The organism is Acidovorax sp., assembly GCF_027492855.1.
Lineage (GTDB): Bacteria > Pseudomonadota > Gammaproteobacteria > Burkholderiales > Burkholderiaceae_C > Acidovorax.
The window spans coordinates 197643-216686 of record NZ_JAPUDY010000008.1 but is presented as its reverse complement, the minus strand read 5'-3'; the positions used below and the strand labels follow the sequence as shown (position 1 = coordinate 216686).

Annotated in this window: 17 protein-coding genes and 1 pseudogene; 3 read left to right on the top strand and 15 right to left on the bottom strand. The window is 56.5% G+C overall.

What is annotated here, in order from left to right; all coding sequences use genetic code 11:
* Positions 1–151: 151 nt before the first annotated feature.
* The gene (locus Q0105_RS01890) at positions 152–676 is read left to right on the top strand and encodes a GNAT family N-acetyltransferase (protein WP_298208147.1); all 525 of its coding nucleotides are present in this window, start codon (positions 152–154) and stop codon (positions 674–676) included.
* Positions 677–696: 20 nt separating this feature from the next.
* Positions 697–1860 carry a class I SAM-dependent methyltransferase gene (locus Q0105_RS01885; RefSeq protein WP_298208145.1) on the top strand — a complete coding sequence of 388 codons (1164 nt, stop codon included), beginning with the start codon at positions 697–699 and terminating at the stop codon, positions 1858–1860.
* A 30-nt stretch (positions 1861–1890) separates the two neighbouring features.
* On the opposite strand, the gene Q0105_RS01880 is transcribed toward Q0105_RS01885, so the two are convergent.
* Positions 1891–2430 (bottom strand): hypothetical protein, encoded by a 540-nt coding sequence (locus Q0105_RS01880; protein ID WP_298208143.1) that lies wholly within the window; start codon positions 2428–2430, stop codon positions 1891–1893.
* A gap of 239 nt (positions 2431–2669) precedes the next feature.
* On the opposite strand from Q0105_RS01880, the gene Q0105_RS01875 reads away from it, so the two are divergent.
* Positions 2670–3638, top strand: a complete 969-nt coding sequence (locus Q0105_RS01875) for a tRNA-dihydrouridine synthase (protein WP_298208141.1) — start codon at positions 2670–2672, stop codon at positions 3636–3638.
* On the opposite strand, the gene Q0105_RS01870 is transcribed toward Q0105_RS01875, so the two are convergent.
* The 14 genes and pseudogenes from Q0105_RS01870 to Q0105_RS01805 form a co-directional block, all read right to left on the bottom strand.
* Positions 3630–5270: a phospholipase D-like domain-containing protein gene (locus Q0105_RS01870; RefSeq protein WP_298208139.1), complete on the bottom strand. Its 1641-nt coding sequence runs from the start codon at positions 5268–5270 to the stop codon at positions 3630–3632. The genes Q0105_RS01875 and Q0105_RS01870 overlap by 9 nt on opposite strands.
* Before the next feature lie 246 nt (positions 5271–5516).
* Positions 5517–6719 (bottom strand): ammonium transporter, encoded by a 1203-nt coding sequence (locus Q0105_RS01865; protein ID WP_298208137.1) that lies wholly within the window; start codon positions 6717–6719, stop codon positions 5517–5519.
* Positions 6720–7109: 390 nt separating this feature from the next.
* Positions 7110–8219, bottom strand: a complete 1110-nt coding sequence (gene ribD / locus Q0105_RS01860) for a bifunctional diaminohydroxyphosphoribosylaminopyrimidine deaminase/5-amino-6-(5-phosphoribosylamino)uracil reductase RibD (RefSeq protein WP_298208136.1) — start codon at positions 8217–8219, stop codon at positions 7110–7112.
* 50 nt (positions 8220–8269) lie between these two features.
* Positions 8270–8695, bottom strand: coding sequence for a type IV pilin protein (locus Q0105_RS01855; protein ID WP_298208134.1), 426 nt, complete (start codon positions 8693–8695; stop codon positions 8270–8272).
* Positions 8696–8722: 27 nt separating this feature from the next.
* On the bottom strand, positions 8723–11992 hold the full coding sequence (locus tag Q0105_RS01850; protein ID WP_298208132.1) for a PilC/PilY family type IV pilus protein: 3270 nt from the start codon (positions 11990–11992) through the stop codon (positions 8723–8725).
* 29 nt (positions 11993–12021) lie between these two features.
* Positions 12022–12696, bottom strand: coding sequence for a PilX N-terminal domain-containing pilus assembly protein (locus tag Q0105_RS01845; RefSeq protein ID WP_298208130.1), 675 nt, complete (start codon positions 12694–12696; stop codon positions 12022–12024).
* A gap of 7 nt (positions 12697–12703) precedes the next feature.
* Entirely contained in the window at positions 12704–13576 is an 873-nt protein-coding gene (locus Q0105_RS01840; protein ID WP_298208128.1) for a prepilin-type N-terminal cleavage/methylation domain-containing protein, read from the bottom strand.
* Positions 13577–13584: 8 nt separating this feature from the next.
* Positions 13585–14226, bottom strand: a complete 642-nt coding sequence (pilV, locus tag Q0105_RS01835) for a type IV pilus modification protein PilV (RefSeq protein ID WP_298208126.1) — start codon at positions 14224–14226, stop codon at positions 13585–13587.
* A complete protein-coding gene (locus tag Q0105_RS01830; RefSeq protein WP_298208124.1) occupies positions 14220–14801 on the bottom strand; it encodes a GspH/FimT family pseudopilin in 582 nt (193 codons plus the stop codon). Before Q0105_RS01830 ends, pilV begins: the two co-directional genes overlap by 7 nt.
* 252 nt (positions 14802–15053) lie before the next feature.
* Positions 15054–15515, bottom strand: a pseudogene (locus Q0105_RS01825) (transposase); the annotation flags it as partial.
* Positions 15516–15597: 82 nt separating this feature from the next.
* Positions 15598–16158: a sugar transferase gene (locus Q0105_RS01820; RefSeq protein WP_298208122.1), complete on the bottom strand. Its 561-nt coding sequence runs from the start codon at positions 16156–16158 to the stop codon at positions 15598–15600.
* Positions 16155–17099, bottom strand: coding sequence for an NAD-dependent epimerase/dehydratase family protein (locus tag Q0105_RS01815; protein ID WP_298208120.1), 945 nt, complete (start codon positions 17097–17099; stop codon positions 16155–16157). The genes Q0105_RS01820 and Q0105_RS01815 overlap by 4 nt, the downstream gene beginning before the upstream one ends.
* An 8-nt stretch (positions 17100–17107) precedes the next feature.
* Complete coding sequence (locus Q0105_RS01810; RefSeq protein ID WP_298208118.1) at positions 17108–18052, bottom strand: glycosyltransferase; 945 nt, start codon at positions 18050–18052, stop codon at positions 17108–17110.
* Positions 18049–18945, bottom strand: coding sequence for a glycosyltransferase family 2 protein (locus tag Q0105_RS01805; protein WP_298208116.1), 897 nt, complete (start codon positions 18943–18945; stop codon positions 18049–18051). The genes Q0105_RS01810 and Q0105_RS01805 overlap by 4 nt, the downstream gene beginning before the upstream one ends.
* Between the last annotated feature and the right edge of the window lie 99 nt (positions 18946–19044).

Sequence of the window (19044 nt, the reverse complement as noted above, 5' to 3'; positions counted from 1 at the left end):
GCCCGTGCAGGGGGCGAAAAGAAGCTGGCGGGCGGTGGGAATGCGATGAAAAGGGGCTGTCGGTAACTGCCCGGACAGGCGGAAAACCTGTTTGCGGCGACAATGCCGGTCCTTTCGTTTTTTCATTCCCTGTTTTCGTTCGGTTTTTTTCATGTCCAGTATCCAGGTTCGTCCCGCCACGCTTCGCGATGCCAAAGCCATTGCCCAGATCCACACCGTTGCTGCCCAAGAGGTCTACAAAGGGTTGGTGCCAGACGAGCAATTGAAATCCATGTCTTCCGTCGATAAGCGCCAGGCCTACTGGCGCGAAGCCATCGAATATTGCGAGCCCCAGGTGCAGGTGGCGATCGATGGCGAGAAGATCGTCGGTTTTGTCGGCTATGACCGTTCGCGCGATGAGAAGTCCCGCCCCACCACCGGCGAAATCTGGGCCATCTACGCAGCGCCCACCCATTGGAACCAAGGCGTTGGCCTGGCACTGTGGGACGCCGCCCGTGACGGTCTCCAGGAAGAAGGCTGCACCAACGTGACCGCCTGGGTGCCGCTGCGCAACGAACGCGCCATTCGTTTTCACGAACTGGCGGGCTTCAAGCAAGAGCTCTCCACCGCCAAGACCGCCGTGATCGGCGGCGTGAAGATCGAAGAAGTGCGCCTGAAGCGCCCCATCAACGCATAGTCCACCAGCCGTCCCAATTCATGATCACTTGGAGCCATCAGGGCCAGCCCCAACAAGCCCGGTGGCGCTCCGAGAGCGGGGCTTTGGCCCCGCGCCGGGTAGTGACCGCCGACGACACCCTGGCGGCCGACACGGCCTACCGCATGGCCTGCGAGGGCACCGGCCTGCTGTGGCAGGGCGATTTTCAGAACGCGCGCATGTTGCTGCAGGCACTCATGCGGCGCACCGATTCCAAGACCGGCAAACACCGCCGTTCGGCCGCCAAGGCCGCCCAGAAAGCGGCCGCTGCCACACCCTCCGAGGCTTTTCACCTGCACCGCCAGGCGCAGGCACAGCGGGCGCGGGTGTTGGCCTCGGTGCTGATCCCGCTGGAGGGCGACTACCAGATTGCGCTGCGCCGCGCGCCCGATTGGCGCGAGGCCTGCACGCAAGCCTGGGGCCCGGCCACCGGGGAGCGCACGGTGGCCACGCTGCGTGAGTTGTTGGGCTTGGTTGGTGCCTACGAGTGGCGCAAGAAGGGGGTGGAGGTGCCTGCACTGGGCGCACCACCGCGCAACCGGATTCACCCGCACTATGGCGTTTTTTCGCCAGTGCGCGGCGAATATGTGGGCTTGGTAGCGGCAGCAGAGCTGCCCGGCAAGCCTGCCCTGGCGTTTGACATCGGTGTGGGCACCGGGGTGCTGTCTGCCGTGCTTGTGCGCCGTGGCGTGCAGCGGGTAGTGGCCACCGACCAGGACCCACGCGCCCTGGCTTGCGCGCACGACAACCTGCAGCGCCTGGGCGTGTCGTCTCAGGTCGAGCTGCTGCAGGTCGATTTGTTTCCGCCCGGCCGCGCGCCGCTGGTGGTGTGCAACCCGCCCTGGGTGCCAGCGCGTGCCAGCTCGCCCATCGAGCAAGCGGTGTACGACGAGGGCAGCCGCATGCTGCGCGGTTTTCTGGCGGGCCTGGCCGAACATCTGGAGCCCGGTGGCGAGGGCTGGCTGATCCTGTCGGACCTGGCCGAGCACCTGGGTCTGCGCCCGCGCGAGCAACTGCTGGGCTGGATCGCCGAGGCGGGCCTGGTGGTTCGTGGGCGGCAGGACGTGCGGCCGGTTCATGCCAAGGTGGCCGATGCCGGTGATGCGTTGCACGCGGCACGGGCGGCAGAGGTCACTTCGCTCTGGCGCCTGGCGGCTGCGGACTGAGGTCGCATACAACACCCCGTGGGGGCCGCGTCAGTCCAGCAGCGCTGGCTGCGTCAAGGCAAAAACGGCGGACAGGGAGTCGGGGGCGTGGGGCAGCAATTGCTCCAGCCGCTGGCGCAGGCTGGCGGCGCGCTCTGCACCTGCAGCCAGGGCCACTTCCTCCAGCATGGCGTCGCCCACATCCAGCATGCTCCAGCGGTCCTTGGCGGCACGCAGGGCCTCGCGAAAATGCTGCGCCAGCACCGGGTCGCGCCGCACGAACAACCGCTCGCAGGTATCGAACAGGTACATGCGCGCACCGGCCAGCGAGCGCAGGGATTCGCCTGGCTCCGGCCGCTGGACGGACGGGCTGGATGGCGGGGTGTGCGCGGGCACATCGGCGGGCCCTGTGAGGTAGCCCTGGCGCATGAGGTTGTCCACGATCTGTGCGCCAATGCCGTTGTACATGGCCTGCAGGTCGGACAGCGGCTTGCCATCGGCCAGCAACAGCAGGGAGCGCTCGCGCAGGCTCAGGGTGCGCACGCCGGGCGAGAGCTCCAGGCGGGCTTTGTCGGTTTTTTGCAGCAGCATGGATAGGGACTCCGGTCTCGGGCGAATGCACGCGATTGCAGCAGCCCGCTGTGACGCCGTGATGACCCTTTGCCGCACAATCCCGTGTGGCCTGCGCCCGTGTTTTGCGGGTGGATAGTGGTTGCTATATTGTTGATAGCTGTTTGCGCTTATTTATCAAGCGCTAGCGCCTGTTTTTATTCATATTTCTGCTGCTTGGCCTTGCTTGCGCATGGCCCTGCAATGCACCCTTGACTGCGATGACCTTGTTGCTTGCCCCCATGGAGGGGCTTCTGGATTTTGTGCTGCGCGATGTGCTGACCCGTGTGGGGGGCGTGGACCGTTGCGTCTCTGAGTTCATCCGCATCACGGGCTCGTTGCTGCCCGACAAGGTCTTTCTGCGCTACGTGCCCGAGCTGCAGCATGGTGGCCGCACGCTGGCGGGCGTGCCCGTGCGGGCGCAGTTGCTGGGGTCCGACCCGGTCTGCATGGCCGAGAATGCCGCGCGCCTGGCCATGCTGGGCCCCGAGGGGATCGACCTGAACTTTGGCTGCCCGGCCAAGGTGGTCAACCGCCACGGCGGCGGTGCCGCGCTGCTGCAGGAGCCGGAGCGCATCGCGGCCATCGTGACAGCAGTGCGCCGTGCCGTGCCCGCGCACTTGCCGGTGTCGGCCAAGATGCGCCTGGGGTTCAACGACACGCACTTGATGCGCGAATGCGCGCAGGCCATGCAGGCCGGCGGGGCGGCCGAGCTGGTGGTGCATGCGCGCACCAAGGCCGACGGCTACCGCCCGCCCGCGTATTGGGAGCAGATTCCTGTCATCCGCGCGGCCGTGACCATTCCGGTGGTGGCCAATGGCGAGATCTGGACGGTGGCCGATGCGCAGCGCTGCCGCGAGGTGTCGGGCTGTGATGCACTGATGCTGGGGCGCGGCATCGTGGCCGATCCGGGGCTGGCCCGTGCCATCCGCGCTGCCGATGCCGGGCAGCCCGGCACCGACACCGTGGTGTGGGCCGATCTGCTGCCCCATCTGGCGGCTTTTTGGCAACTGGTGTGCGACGACCTGGAGCCGCGCCAGCGCGCCGGGCGGCTCAAGCAGTGGCTCAACCTGCTGCGCAGACGCTTTACAGAGGCCGAGGTGGCCTACCAACATGTGCGCACGATGACGGACCAGCGCGCCATCACCGCCTGGGTGGCCGGGCTCGCTGGTGCAGCTGCGTCAGAGTAGATGGTCTGGCGCCAGCGGCCCCAGCAGGTGCAGCATCAGGCGCAGCGGGGCGCTGGCATCTGGCTCGGTGCGGCTATCGGTGCGGTCGCTGCCCGCAGGGGCGCGCCAGATCAACTCGCCTTGTTCGTCCAGCTCGACGCGCCAGGTGGCGTCTTGCAAGCCCGTCTCCAGCCGCGTAAGGGCCTGATGGGATAGTTCGTCGCTGCCGATCAGCAAGGCGATCTCGGTGTTGTGCTTTTGTGATCGCATGTCCAGGTTCATCGAGCCCACCACCAGCAGGCGGCTATCCACGATCAAGAACTTGGAGTGCAGCATGGCGCGCGAGCTGCCGCTGGAGCCTGCCCCCGATGCCAGTGCGCTGCGCAGGCCTGCGAGTTCGCTGCGCATCTCGTACAGCTCCACACCCATGCGCAGCAGCTCGGGCCGGTGGCGCGCGTAGCCCGCGTGGGCAATGGGCGCGTCGTTGGATGCGAGCGAGTTGGTGAGCACACGCACCCGCACGCCGCGTTCGCGGGCCAGGGTGAAGGCCTGTTTCATGTCGGGGCCGGGCACGAAGTAGGGCGAGACGATGAGCAGATCCTGCTGCGCGTGCGCCATGATCTGCAGCAGCCCATCGACCACGCTGTCGTCATCAGGTACAGCCGCCGCGGCTATGGCAGGGGCTTGTTTGGGCGCGTGCTGTTGGGCCAGGGCCTGCAATTGCTGCGAGGGTGAGGGCAGGGGGGCAGATGCCGTGTCCGCAGGAGGCAAGGCGGGGTTTGCGGGAATCTTGGTGGGAAGGTCCGCTAGCACCCCGGCGGGCGCCCACACCCAGGGCAGGGTGTCCAAAGGCAAGGGCTTCTCGTTCCAGGCCTTGGCATTCTGGGCGTTGCGCGTGGGGCTGGCGGCGGGCTTGGTGGTGGGTGCACCGCTCTCGCCATTCGCCGATGGCTTGGCGGGTGCGGGCACGGCGCCGCTGGCCTGCATCGACTCTTTGAGCGTGCGCAACTCGCGGCGGCTGATGAGAGACTGCACCGGATAGGCCAGAGCGTTGTTCCAGTAGCTGTCGAAGCTGCGCGACAGGTCGAGCACTACCGGCCCGGCGGCCAGTACATCCAGGTCCACAAAATTGCCCGCCTCGGCCTGGCCAAAGTAGGCATCGCCCAGGTTGCGTCCACCCGCGATGCCGAGCTGGTTATCGGCGATGAAGAGCTTGTTGTGCATGCGCTTTTGGGCGCGGTCAAAATCACTGAGCATGCCCACCATGCGCCCCAACTGCCAGCCGCGCGGACCGGTGACGGGGTTGAACAGGCGCATCTCCACGTTGGGCACAAAAGCCAGTCGCAGCACCTGCGCGTCTTGGCCGGTGGAGTGAAAGTCATCCAGCAGCACACGCACCCGCACGCCGCGCCGTGCGGCAGCGGCCACATCGGTGAGCAGCCGCGAGGTGCTGGCGTCGGCGTGGATGGCGTAATACTGCAAATCCAGGCTGCGCGTGGCCGCCTGCACCAGGGCCAACCGCCCGCCGTAGGCCTCTTGAGGCCCGCTCAGCAACACAAAGCCAGACTGCGCCTGGGCTTTTGCGGCGCTGCGCTGCTGGGCCACCATTTGCGCCAGGGGCGTGGTGCTGGTGTCGGTCAATGCATGGGACATGGGGCGCTCCACATCAGTGGGCAGACCCGTGCAACTGCATGCCAGGCCGACAACGGCCACGCACAAAACCACCAAAGCCGCCCAGCGGGCCTTGGGGTTGAATCGGGAGAAAGCAGGCATAGAGGGCGCGGTGCTGCGGTTGGGGAATAAGCACTGATATATAGCGCACCGCGCCGCGCTTGTGTGTGAGACAAGGCCACCAAGGGCGTAAACCTTTGTGGCAGGCCCCAGCGAGGAACCGGTGATTTACCAGCTCACCTCGCGATCGGGGGTGGCACTGATCTTGTGGATGGAGAGATCGGCGCCGTCAAATTCTTCCTCTTGCGACAGGCGCAGGCCCACCGTGGCCTTGAGGATGCCGTACACCACCATACCACCCAGCACGGCCCAGGCCACGCCCAGCGTGGTGCCGATCAGCTGGGCGCCAAAGCTCACCCCGCCCAGGCCACCCAGCGCCTTGCTGCCGAAGATGCCTGCCGCCAACCCGCCCCAGGTGCCGCACAGACCATGCAGGGGCCAGACGCCCAGCACGTCGTCGATCTTCCACTTGTTCTGGGTGAGTGTGAACATCAGCACAAAGATGGCGCCGGCCACAGCCCCCACCACCAACGCGCCCAGGGGGTGCATCAGGTCCGAGCCCGCGCACACGGCCACCAGGCCTGCCAGCGGGCCGTTGTGCACAAAGCCGGGGTCGTTTTTGCCCAGCACCAGCGCGGCCAGCGTGCCGCCTACCATCGCCATGAGCGAATTGACCGCCACCAGGCCCGAGAGTTTGTCCACGGTTTGTGCGCTCATCACGTTGAACCCAAACCAGCCCACCACCAGCACCCAGGCGCCCAGCGCCAAAAAGGGGATGTTGGAGGGCGGGTGGGCCGAGATTGCGCCGTCCTTGCGGTAGCGGTTGGCGCGCGAGCCCAGCAAGATGACTGCAGGCAGGGCGATCCAGCCGCCCATGGCATGCACCACCACAGAGCCTGCAAAGTCGTGGAACTCTTCACCCGTGACTGCCTTGATCCAGGCCTGGACGCCGAAATGCTGGTTCCAGGCGATGCCTTCAAAAAACGGGTACACAAAACCCACGATGACCGCCGTGGCCATGAGCTGCGGCCAGAACTTGGCTCGCTCGGCAATCCCCCCGGACACGATGGCCGGAATCGCGGCCGCAAACGTGAGCAGAAAGAAGAACTTGACCAGCGCATAGCCGCTTTGCTGCACCAGCGACTCTGCCCCCACAAAGAAGTGCGTGCCATACGCCACGCTGTAGCCCACCACAAAATAAACGACGGTGGACACCGAAAAATCCACCAGGATCTTCACCAGCGCATTCACCTGGTTCTTTTTGCGGACCGTGCCCAGCTCCAGAAAGGCAAAACCGGCGTGCATGGCCAACACCATGATTGCACCGAGCAGAATGAACAAGGCATCCGTGCCCTGTTTGAGTGCTTCCATAACATCCTCGCGCTAGTAGATTGATCTGTTCTGGTGCGCTTGAGGCCCATGCACCAGCTTTGCACCAAGTTGCAGCAAAAGCCGTGCCAATTTTTGGTGCGATATCGTGCACTGAGTTGGGGCGGAGCGGCAGCGCGATGGCCCGGATAGGTAAAAGAAGGCGGAATCCGTGCACCGAGTTGGGGGGGACTTTGGCTCACTGGCCCGCTTTCCGGTGGGTTTACTGCGGCAACAGATTCTTTCTAAGCCAATGGGAAGAGAGTCCCTTGCGCTGCCGCGATACCTTGCGGGCGGCGGAAGATGATGGCGCACCGTGAGCTGCACCATTTCCATGCGATGGAGGTAATTAGATGATCGGGGGAAGGCCCGTACCTGTGCCGAAAGCAGCTGTCAGAAAGCGTCGCGCCCAGGCACCCTGGCCACGATGCGAAGGTCCGGTCCAACCTTGTCCACCGACAGAAAATTCAGTGCCAACCCTTGAGAGAGTGCATCAAACGGCCCGACATTCGCCATTCCAAGACCGGGGCCCAGCAGCCTCGGCGCCACATACACCAGCATCTCGTCCACCAGCCCTTCGCGAACCAACGAGCCATTGAGCTTGTGGCCTGCCTCCACATGCAATTCGTTGACGCCACGGGAAGCCAGATCGCGGAGCATCGCCGCCAAATCTACCTTGCCTTGGGCGTTGGGCAGATGAATCACGGTGGCACCGCGCGCCTCCAGGGCCGCCTTTTTTTCATCATTTTTAGCTGCCGCGTAGATGTAGCAAGCGCGACCAGCTATGAAAAAATGAGCGTCCAGCGGCGTTTGCAACTGACTGTCCACAATCACCACATGGGGTTGGCGAGGAGTAGCCACCTCGCGCACATCCAGGCGCGGGTTGTCGTCGAGCACCGTGCCAATGCCGGTCAGCACCGCGCAGGCGCGCGCACGCCAGGCGTGCCCGTCAGCGCGTGCGGCTGGTGAGGTGATCCATTGACTGGCGCCGTTGAGCAGCGCCGTGGTGCCATCTAATGAGGCTGCAGTCTTGAGGCGCACCCAGGGTGTGCCTCGCACCATCCTGCTGAAAAACCCAATATTCAGTTCGCGCGATTCAGCGGCTCCGGGGCCCACTTCCACCGCCACCCCCGCCGCGCGCAAGCGGGCAAAGCCTTGGCCAGCCACCAAGGGATTTGGATCAGTGATGGACGCCACCACCTTGGCAATCCCCGCAGCAGCCAGCGCATCGCAGCAAGGCCCCGTGCGCCCTTGGTGCGCGCAAGGCTCCAGCGTGACGTAAGCAGTAGCGCCTCGTACATCGTGCCCGGCCTCCTGTGCCGCACGAAGTGCCATCACCTCAGCATGGGGGCCGCCAGCTTGCTGGGTATGTCCGTGGCCTATTTCTCGCCCGTCCGGCGCCACCAGCACGCAACCAACGCGCGGGTTGGGGTTGGAAACAAAAAGCGCCTGGGCGGCGAGACCAAGCGCTTTATTTATCATCAACTCGTCAGTGCATTGCATTGGCAAATGCTACTGCATGCGTCAACGGGTGATGATGAGCAATTGAGGCGTTACTTGTTCCAGCATTCGGTCATTAAGGGCAACGCCCCGGAGGCAGCTCCTCGGACGCCAGTGTGCGTCAATGTGTAGTTGCCGCATCTGTCCCCCACCTGTGCTCCTGCGGGTGTGGCTGTCAGTGTGTAGGTAGTTCCCGACGCAGTGCCCGCTGATGGTGATGTCGCTGCAATGGTGTACCGACCAGACTGAATCGTAGTAAGCGTTGCGGGAAACGCCGCCGTCAACGGATAGGTACCAGTCGCCGTAGCAGCCCGTTCCATCCATTGAGATGCTTGAAGTAAGGCTGCACGCGCTTCTGCACGGTGCCCGCGTCGTACATATTCGGAATAATTGGGAAGCGCAATGGCGGTGAGAATAGCCACGATGGCGACCACAATCATGACTTCAATCAGGGTGAAGCCTCGGTGCTGCTGATTCATCTGAAATCCATTTTAAATATTAGAAAATCACTGTAGCTGCCGCCAATTGATGGCAGAAGTCGGTTTTGCCAATTGCTTAGTTTTTGCGGGCGGAATGCCAAGCTTAATGATGTCGCCTTTGCCTTTCAAAGAGATACCATGGGGAGACGTGGTTGTACGATTGGTATCGTTGTCTTGTGCAGCTGCGGCTTGATAGAGTCCATCACCATTAGCATCAAGAATTTGTTGCGTGGGTTTCAAACCGAACTGAACGCCCAAGAATGTCCTGTAACCTCGAGTGGGAGTGGAGGTGGGCTGACATGTTTCTCCAGAAGTGTTACCGCCAGATGCGGGAACAATACTGAGAAGGTCAATCACGTCGCTACCATCATAGAAGGTGGGAATGCTCAAAATCCGTTCCCCTGCAATCGGCAGTTCAAAATACCAGCCCTTTTGGGTTCCAGCAAGGGTGTAATTCAAAGCTGCCTGAGTGGTCGGCATGCGCCAGAAGCTTTCCGTGCTGTTGACTCCTTGTCCTGCGATGACCGATGTGCCGAACACCCGTTCTGCAAGCGTAGTGTCTCGCCCGTTCGTTCCAATGACTGTTGGAGTAACTGTCGATGTGTCTATTAGCACTTTACCCATATTAGGGCCAGCAATGGTATCTAACTTGTAGCGTGTGTTATCTAATATCGAGTATAGCGTTTGCACCGTTACATCAGTTCGGTCGCTTTCTGTCACATTTCTGCCCGTTCCAAAAACGACCATCATGCCACCAATGATATTATTGGGCTTAAGATTAGGAGCTGCAGTAATGGGCTGACGATTTGCGGTATTTGCTTTTTCTACGGCAGTGTAAAAAGGAGTACATGCAGTACAACCGGCCGAAGAGAATGCTACTTTCCAGTTGTTGGAATCTACATTTGAGACATCAAATTTCCAGATATTGCCACGCAAATCCCCTGCATAAATCATGTCCACTGTGCCGTCACCATTAACATCCAGCAGCCGTGGTGTGGAAAGCCCATTTGCTGAAGATTCTGTGCCCGTGCTGGCGGCGTTAATTTTTTTGATAGACTTATCTCCATCAAGATATTGAATCAAAAGAACAGGATCTTCGCTACTGCTGTTGTACCCATTGCCTAGGACCACCGCCCAGCGGCCATTGTTCATGCGCGTGATCTGAGTCGCAATTTGTGAATTCGCTTCAGATGTGACGGGATCTCCAAAAATATTCCCAATATCACTATCTGTACCATCAGTTTTATCCATCACGACAAGCGAAGATGCATTGCCGGCTAAAAAATTGGATGTTTCCGACCCCCCCGTGTATCCAGGACGAGTGACGTCCAAAACATAATAACCTTTGCCACCAGCACCCAATGTGCCAACCAACATTGTTTTCCAAGATGGAAGTGCACTGGTCCCCGTATTAACGTCACCCGTGAAAGGCGAGCCATCAACAAAGTAACGGTGACTGTAATTTTGCTTGGACAGTTGCGAGAGACTATTTATGACTCCCTGAGGAATGTAGGAAATTTTTTCGACACCGTCTGCGGCCGAAAAACCGTGCAACATGCCATCATTGCCTCCAACATAAAGCATTGGCATGCGATAGCGTTGAGCATTCGCAAAGGTTCGATATCCATCCGCTGAAAGGCCGTTATTTGGGGGGCCTACGTACCACAGCGTGGAGTTGGCAATGTCACCTTGCCGGGATCGACGGACCCTGAAGGGCTCTGTTACGGTCGTTCCCTCTTTGGTTCTATCGCCTCGAATGTAGTTAAGTCGATCCTGTCCCAATGTATCGACTACGGCATCGACGGTGTTTAACAGATTTTTTTGAGTCGTACTGAGATTGTTCCAGGTAAATGTCGTACCGGCCGCTGTTGTGTCATTGTAGGTCAGAATAAGCCTAGAAGATATGTCGGTTGCCGATAGCTCGTCTAGTTTATCTCCTGTAGTTTTCCCTCGTGCGGGTAGGGTCGAAGTTGTACCCCATGCTGCATTGTCGGAGAGCGCTCCAGTTGCGGCAGCGACTGTTTTTGAACCAATACCACCAATCCAGCCGTCTGCTTCATACGTTGAGAAAAAAGCGGTGGTTCCCTGGTTGCTGATAGAACTGGAGGAGCTCGAAAAACCAGTAATAGGTCTTGTGGAATCTGCAATAATGGTACCAACAATGTCTTTAAAAGCATCAACCAGATCTTGGGATGTCTGTGCGGGGTAAAATTTACCTCTGCTATTAATTGCAGTGTGCCAAAGCTCCTCCTGTCGTCCGGTTTCATTCGTCGTCAATGGATCGCGCCAAAATCTGGTTCCAACAATAGCGCGCGAAAAATCCCCGCCATACATGCCTTGCGCAACGTTGAACATGGGGTTGGTGGCAATGTCAGGCCATGCAGCTGCACCATTATACCCAATGGTATAGGTCACCATGTGTTGCCAGTTTGCAGGGTTATTCTTTGGGTTCCAATATTGCGGAATTGTTGCGGTGGTGGCACCATCTGCAAATGTTTCTGAGCCCGATTTTTTTATGAGTGGAACAACTTGATTGGAAATACCCGATTGGAGATCATGCCTCCAGTAGTAAAATGCCATGTCAGACAATGTGGAAACTCTGGCTGTTCCCCAGTCATCTCTGTAAATGCGGGTTTCTGGTGCTGTTACGTCGTATGATGTACCATCCGGAAATACATGGTTTACTCCATCATCATTGTTGATGGTGTTTGCTGGGTTATTGTTCCAGCCGCCATCTGTCATTAGAATATTGTATGAGCGGCGGCAGGTATGTATGGGGGCTTCGGTAGTTCCGGGATCAAAATTATATGGATTATCGATTCCTGTAGTTTTTAAATATTCGCCTGCAACGCCTTGCATGCGATGTGTGGGAGTATTTCCGCCCGCGACTAGCGTGTTAACCCATTTAATAAAATTTCCACGATGACTGTCGTCGGTAGGATCATCAAGACCGCGCAGCGCTTTCATTGAGTTTTTGCTATTGCAGCTCGCATGGGCGCTAGGTATTGCGTTACAACCCCATAGAGACTGGTAGGCGAGTCGAATGGAGTCGTCTGGCACATTGGCGGGCCTGAAGGTTTCTTTTAGCGCATCTTTCAGTGCTGTAATACCGGTTACACCCATGCTGCCAGAATTGTCAACTGACACGATGATATTAGGCGCAGGCTCTCTGCTCGCTGATCCTGCCGGGTATTGGACAAGATTCAGAAAGTCACCGGCAAGACCTATTTGAGGAAAGCCAATCGTGCCAATAATTACAGCAATGGTAGTTTTCTGAAAGTTATGATTAATTCTCATGTTGTTTCCTGGTGTTGCCGTGATTTATATTACTCGCCAGAGATTGATGGGAATGCTATAATGTTCTGTAAAACTACCTGCGTACTTGGTTTGAGGCCGCGAGCAATTGCCGTAATGCGGAACATGATATTGGCCTTTACCATTTCTGGTTCTGCCCCTGTCAATATGCCGGGGCCTGTTTCCTTAGGGTCATATTTTATGACCTCCACCCAATACCACCCCCCCCTACCGGTCGAAGTGTCGGCCAAAATCGGATTACTCGAGGCTCCTGCGCTTGCTCCTGTGTATTGGCCATATCTGGCACCGATATTGGCTGCAATCATGGCACTCATCATCGTGGAGTCATTCCAAAAATCCTGCGCACTAGTACGAAATTGGCAGATGCCGTTGAAACACTTGGTAGTCTGGGCGTCCAGGGTGAAGGTTAGTGAGTCTAGTTCTATGTGTTCGGTTGGATAAAAAGTTGTACTAACAGCTGCTCGTTGATTTGTGCCCGTTTCAGTGCCTTGGCGTATGTCAATTTCTGCATCTTGCAGCAGAACTTGTGCGGCCTCAAATGCTCTCTGATAATCCGTATCATTTCCCACGATAAGCTCGTTGAAAAACGCTGTTCGCGATGCCCATAGGGCCAGTAGCATCGACATCAGTACCAGTATGATAACGATGAAGAGCGATACACCTTGTTGGTTTTTGCGTGTTCTCATGACTGACTTACGATATGGCCTTCGGCCAGGCATGGTTGCGAATGTGGAATATATTTTTGAAAACCATTCGCAACTTGTTTCCTCGGACTGCAGTTGTGCCATCACATTTGGTATAGCTTGTACCAATGGTGTCAATTATTTGATCGCCCTCTAATTCAAGGCACACTTCAATGCCATGAACTTCCGGCCAATCTGTGGTACCCAAGTTTGCTGCAGAGGCGTAGCGAAATTGAGGCTGGCTATCTGCCACACTCAGTCGCTGTTGAAGATAGCGAATTTTCAGATCTACCAAGTTGCTAACGATTGGCTGCACATTACCAATACTGTTAGAGCATTCTAGGTCAGTTCCATTTTTTCGAAGCTGGCTGAGTATAATAGGGGCTGATGCAATCCCCGGATTACTGCCTATGCAATCACTTGTCAGAAACCCTGTTATTGGTGTGGAGGCGGGGGGAGGGGGGTAAATGAACTCGCTTGCATTGACATACCGTAAAGAGATTGCAAACTGGCTGGCAGTAGGGGTATCCAATCCTGCAATAGGTGGGGTGCTAGAAAGTGAAACGGTGCCTGGTTGTACGAATGTGGCGGCATCGCGAGGGTCTGCCGCCATGTTGAGTGGTCTTCCGCCAGCTTGGCGCAATTGTTGCCCAATTACTCTGAAGGCGTAAGATGCTTGTTGTTGTAGAGTTGTAGTATCGCTAACGGTTGCTGTCACTCCTCGTGAGACCATAATCGCCCCCAAACCGACACTGATTGTGAGCAGGCCAATCGTCAATCCTACAAGTAACTCTATAAGCGTAACGCCTCGTTCATTATTCCGCATACGAGGCAATGATGATGAAGAGGCAGTGCCATGCGCTGTTGAATTGGCGTGGATCATAAGGGCGTTCAAATTTCTGAGCAAAAGACCAGTGTGCCGCTCGGAATGCAGCGCTGGGTGAGATTAATGTATTGCAAATGACATATTTTCCCTGCTGGACAGGCTACAGGGCCAGAGGTTGAGGTGCCTGTTACGGAGAAAATCGCCTTGTATGCGGAAGTTTCTGCCAGGGAGTCCCCTTCTCGGGCACGTTCATTTTCTCGCCATGCCAGCATCACTCCTAGCTGCCTGGCATCACTTCCAGAAATAAAGATGGTTGCATCACCAACTGGCAGGTTCGCTCTTACGCTGCGCAGCCAGCGATCTAAATCATAGGTGGCTAGTTGAGTTGCCGTGCAACTTGTGCCGGGAAACCCTGAGCTGATTGCGCAAACTGGAGGGGTTCCCAAGCTGGATGCCCACGCAATTGAGTAGCTCCCTGCATTCCCTATTGCATTTGGGTTGGCTCTGACTCGCTCGCTGAGATCTTCGACCAGTTTGACGGCTTGGGCACGCCTGACGCCTGTTTGAGTATCAGCCAGCGTGCGCATTTGTATGCCAACAATGCCAAGCAAACCGAGCGCCATTACCACAATTGCAACAAGGGACTCGAGAAGTGTGATGCCTTTTTGAAGACCAGCGGGCCTGCTGCAAGGATCGTTAGCTAACATGAGACGCTTTCTTTGACTGTACGGATTCGTCCGCCTGCCGATACACAAACCGCTGTAGCGGCGGGAGACGCGGCGCCGGTTGATCGAGGAGTAATGGCAAAGCTAGCGGCTCCGAAGCTATTGGCCCGTCCCCAGCGGTCTAGATGAAATGAGGCTGTATTTTCCAAATTCATGACATCCACATTTGGTGGCATCTGAAAGGTTTGAAGAATTTCTTCGCCAGCATCTAAGTTTTGATCATTATTCAGATCAACAAAAATAATCCATCCGCAACTCCATTCTTGATTGTTGGGTGCGAATGTGCAGCCGCCGGTGTTGTTAGCGATTTTGCGAACACTCACTCTGCCACCGCGTTTGATCGCTTCTGAACGAGCTGCATAAAACGTACTAGTCATATTGTTGACGGCTTGACTGGTGCGCCACTGGTCAATTAAGGGGTTGAAGCTTGGCCCTGCCAAGGCCAAAAGTACGGCCAAAATTGTGATGACCACCATCAATTCGATAGCGGTGAAGCCTGTGACCTGATGTCGCATTTGGCGAACTGTATGAGCGCGACGGTGGGAAGTTGCATGCATGCACAGCATCATATTTGGAGTTCGCCAAGTGTGAGGAGGGGGCGGACAGGTGGTTTGATGAGGTAGATGAATGGCGTTCGTGCTGGGCTGGACTGCTCCCGAACTCGATTGCAAGGACTCTATCAACTCTTGCAGGACCGCCCTGGCCATGAAGAGTGGGTAGCGCTTAGAGGGAACCTCTCAATACCCCGACATCCCGCCAACTACTGAACAGATGCACCCTTTGCAGACGCAGATGGCCCGATCCAGCACCTTGAGCATCTCTTGTCTGCGCCTTGAGGGGTAGGCTTTGTCGGCGTACACGTCCCGGCCCGTGTTGTGCTCATCCAGCACCTCTTCGAAGTGGTGTCCATCGTGCTCGCTGGCCGTGCCGGTGGCGATGTTGTGGATGAAGCCGTGCTTGAGATCGACGCTCACGCTGAGCTTGTAGCCAAAGTAGCTCTTGCCGTGTTTCTTGGTATGGGTGGCATCCAGATCCTTTTGCCTGCGCTTGGCATCGCTTCAGTCAGGCGCCTGGCCTTGCGCCAGTCGTTCCTTGTCTTCCTTGCCGATGTGCTGGCGTGGTGCGGGCACCAGCGTGGCGTCAATGGCCTGCCCACCCCGGGCAATGTAGCCATGGCGCTGCAACTGGGCATCCACGCCTTGCAGCAGTGCTGCAGCACCGTCGATTCCGATGCGCTGGGCAAAGCGCCAGATGGTGTTGCGAACTTCAGGGTGCTGCGGGGCGTGATCATGCGGTGGCTGGGACGAGGGTCAGGGACTCAAGGTGGAGTGCGTGGGTTTGAGAGGTTCCCCATTAGTGAATCACTCCATCCCGGTGTAGCACCTTTCGCGTAGTGCGCAGCAGGATACGCAGATCCAATGCTAATGAACGGTGTTGTAAGTACCAAAATTCCAATGCGACTTTCTGGTCAATCGGTAGCTCATCACGGCCATTAATTTGAGCCCAGCCTGTCAGGCCAGGATACAGATGGTGCACACCGTGAGAAGTACGCTGGGCAATTAGGTCGTGTTGATTGTGCAGTGCGGGGCGAGGGCCAACAAAGCTCATTTCTCCCGTTAAGATATTCCAAAGTTGAGGCAGTTCGTCTAAGCTACTGCGGCGTAGAAAACTGCCCGCAGGGGTGAGCCATTGCTCGGGGCTCACCAGCAAATGGGTTGCCACTTCGGGCGTATCGATACGCATGCTGCGAAATTTGGGCATGGCGAACAGCCGGTTGTTGCGGCCGACTCGCTGTGACCAGTACAACACTGGACCAGGAGAAGTGGCTTTGATCCACAACGCCAACAGCAGAAGTGGCAGGATTAATAACATGCTGGCAACCACTGCCAAAAATATATCGATTAATCGCTTCATAAATTCAAGGTGGGTGAAAGAGCTTTGTATAATCCCTCAATTGGAGTGACCTTTGGCTTCCACTTCAATAGCGTGCGAGCCTTATGTATATTGACCTGCAACGTCGATGTTAGTTGGTGCAACATGTCTTGTTTGCGGAGGCAGGCGGCGCCACATTTTAAAAAAATCAATGGTACTGGTACTAGTCGCACTGGTTTTTGCATTGCGGCACACATGTTTTGAATAAGGACTGGGGTTGAAATGTCTTTATCATCGCTGATTAAAAAATCTTGATTTGCTGCGGCTGGATGTAGCATGCAATGTTGAATAAAGTCCACAAGATTATCGATTGCTACAAGGCTACGTAGATTTTGTATACTGCCCAGCGGCAATGGCACTCCGCACCGCACAATGGTGGCCAATCGAGAAAAATTGCCCGGTGCATCGGATCCATAAACTAAGGGTGGTCGAATTACTACGACGTCCATGCCGCTATGTGAAGCTAAATTCAGTAGACCATATTCTGCATCGAGTTTGGATTTTGCATATGGTCCTTGGGGGGCTGGGTTATCGGTCTCAAGAAATGGGTGATTTTGACTGATGCCATGAATGCCAACAGTGCTTATAAAAATAAAACGCTTCACTCCTGCTATTGCAGCTTGGTGTGCCAGCCGCAGTGTGCCTTCGGTATTTGTGCGACGATACTGCATCGAGGCACTAGCGGCAGTGTCATTCAGCATATGCACACGGGCTGCCGCGTGTACTACCAGATCCACGTTTTGCAGTAGGGCGGACCAGTCGGTGCGGCCATCGATATCGCCAACAGTGTGAAATGCGGCTCCCGTGGAGTCACGTAACCGGGTGACGTCGCGACTTACCAGTCTAAGTTGCCATGGGTTTTGAGCTTTTTGGATCGAATGAGTGAGATGTCTTCCGATAAATCCAGATGCGCCAGTAATCAAACAGGTCCTCATGGGGTTTTTCCGCGTCCGGGTAAGAAAAAGGCCATCCAGAGACACATCAGAAAGAACAACACCTGATCGCGTCGCCGTCGTCTACAGTGACTGGCATTCAGTGCCAGTCGTAACAAACCGATCCGTTGACCTCGGCGCCAAGATGCGACAAATGGATGCGTCTCTAGCCCTATTAGCTGCGCAATGAGGCTGGCTTGCCCTAACCCCCAGCCGTTGGCGATGTACGTCGCTCGCAGTAAAATTGCGCGTAGGCCTGTGTTGGCGCCGATCTGGTTGGTGGAATGTTGGCGATAGTGCATATGCGGGTGCACATCAATCATCCACATATACCCCTGCGCGCGCGTCCAAGCATAAATCAGCCAGTCATGAAAGCCTATCGGTTGTATCGCTTTGGCGTGGTCGCGTATCCATGTTTGCAGTTCCAGTGCGAGTTGCCGTGTCAGCACAAAGGTGCAGCCAGGTCCGGCGCCCTCAAATAGAAAATCCCATGCTTGCTGCGGCTGGGCTTTGTCGATCACCGCTTCTTTGCCATTGGACCAAAAGGCGATCACGTTACTTGAATAGCCAGCAGCGCCTGTATGCTGGAGTTGCTGGCAGGCTCGGGCCAGCTTGTTTGGGTGCCAAAGATCATCTTGGTCGGCAAGCGCCACATAGTTAAAGCTGGCTGGGTCAGCATCACGAATGAGCCGGAAAAAATTGGGGGCAGCACTGCCAAAAACTCCTGCGGCGGGTAGAACGGACACTCGCGGATCCCGCTGCGTCATTTGCATTGCCCAGGCTTCGGTTCCGTCGTTGGAGCGGTCGATGCTCAGAACTATGTGCACATTGACGGCATTCTGCTTGAGAATTGATGCTATCTGTTCGGGTAAGAACGCTGCTCCGTTAAATGCAGCCAAGAGAACGAGTATGCGGGGGCGGGGCGTGCTCACGGCGAAGGTCATGCCAGAGTCTTTTGGCCCATGCGATTGCATAGGCCGTCCCAAAGTCCAGTCAATGTGGCTCGTAAGTGCTTGCGCTTTTCGCTCGGCGCTATCTGTGGAAAAATAAGTGTCCAAGCCAATGCCTTAGAAAATATCTCTAGACGAATGGGTACCGTTGCAGCGCGGGAATACAGAGCAATATGAACGGCGTTACGGACCATGTAATAGTGCCGCAGAGGAGAGCGAATGCTCACCTTCTTACCTAGGAATTGAACTGACCCGTCGCCCATCGTGTGTTCAATCACCACATCTCCAGTGCAGATCGTGTGGTAGCCATATTGTTTTTTTGCACGCCAACACCATTCTAAATCAACCCAGTCAATAAATAAACTTTCTTGCATTAGACCGATTTCTCGCAGTGCACTGGAAATTATTAAAGTTCCAGAAGCAATTGCATGCGATACGTGGTGTAGCCCGGGTTGGGGAGTAAAGAATTGGGTGAATGGTGAATGTCTTACAAAGGCTTGTAATGCACCTTTATTTGTATCGAAGTAAGTTGGTGCAATGGCGCCCAATTTAGTGCCTTGTGCTTGACAGGAGTGTAGTGCGGCTAGCATGTCAACCAGGAAGTTTGTAGGGTATATAGTGTCTTGATCACTAAGCCAAATTACGTCAGCTTCTTGCTCTAATGCCTTGCGAATTCCAATGTTTTGTGCGGCTGCAATGCCTATATTTTTACCAAGGGCGATATGCTGAATATTTTCTGGGCTGGGAGTCGTTTTTTTTGAAATGGGTGTGTTGTCTACCTGAATGATATTGGATGTTTGCTGCGCGATGCTTGCTAGTGCAAGCTTGAGATGTTTGATATCGGGACAGTAAGTGACAACGATGCAGAAGATTTTATATTCAGACATGGCGATGCCGATTAGGATTTTTCAGGTAGCGATGATGGTATAAAAATTAGCGCTGCTGGCCGTGTAAAGAGCAGTGCTTAAAAAGAGGCCATATGATCA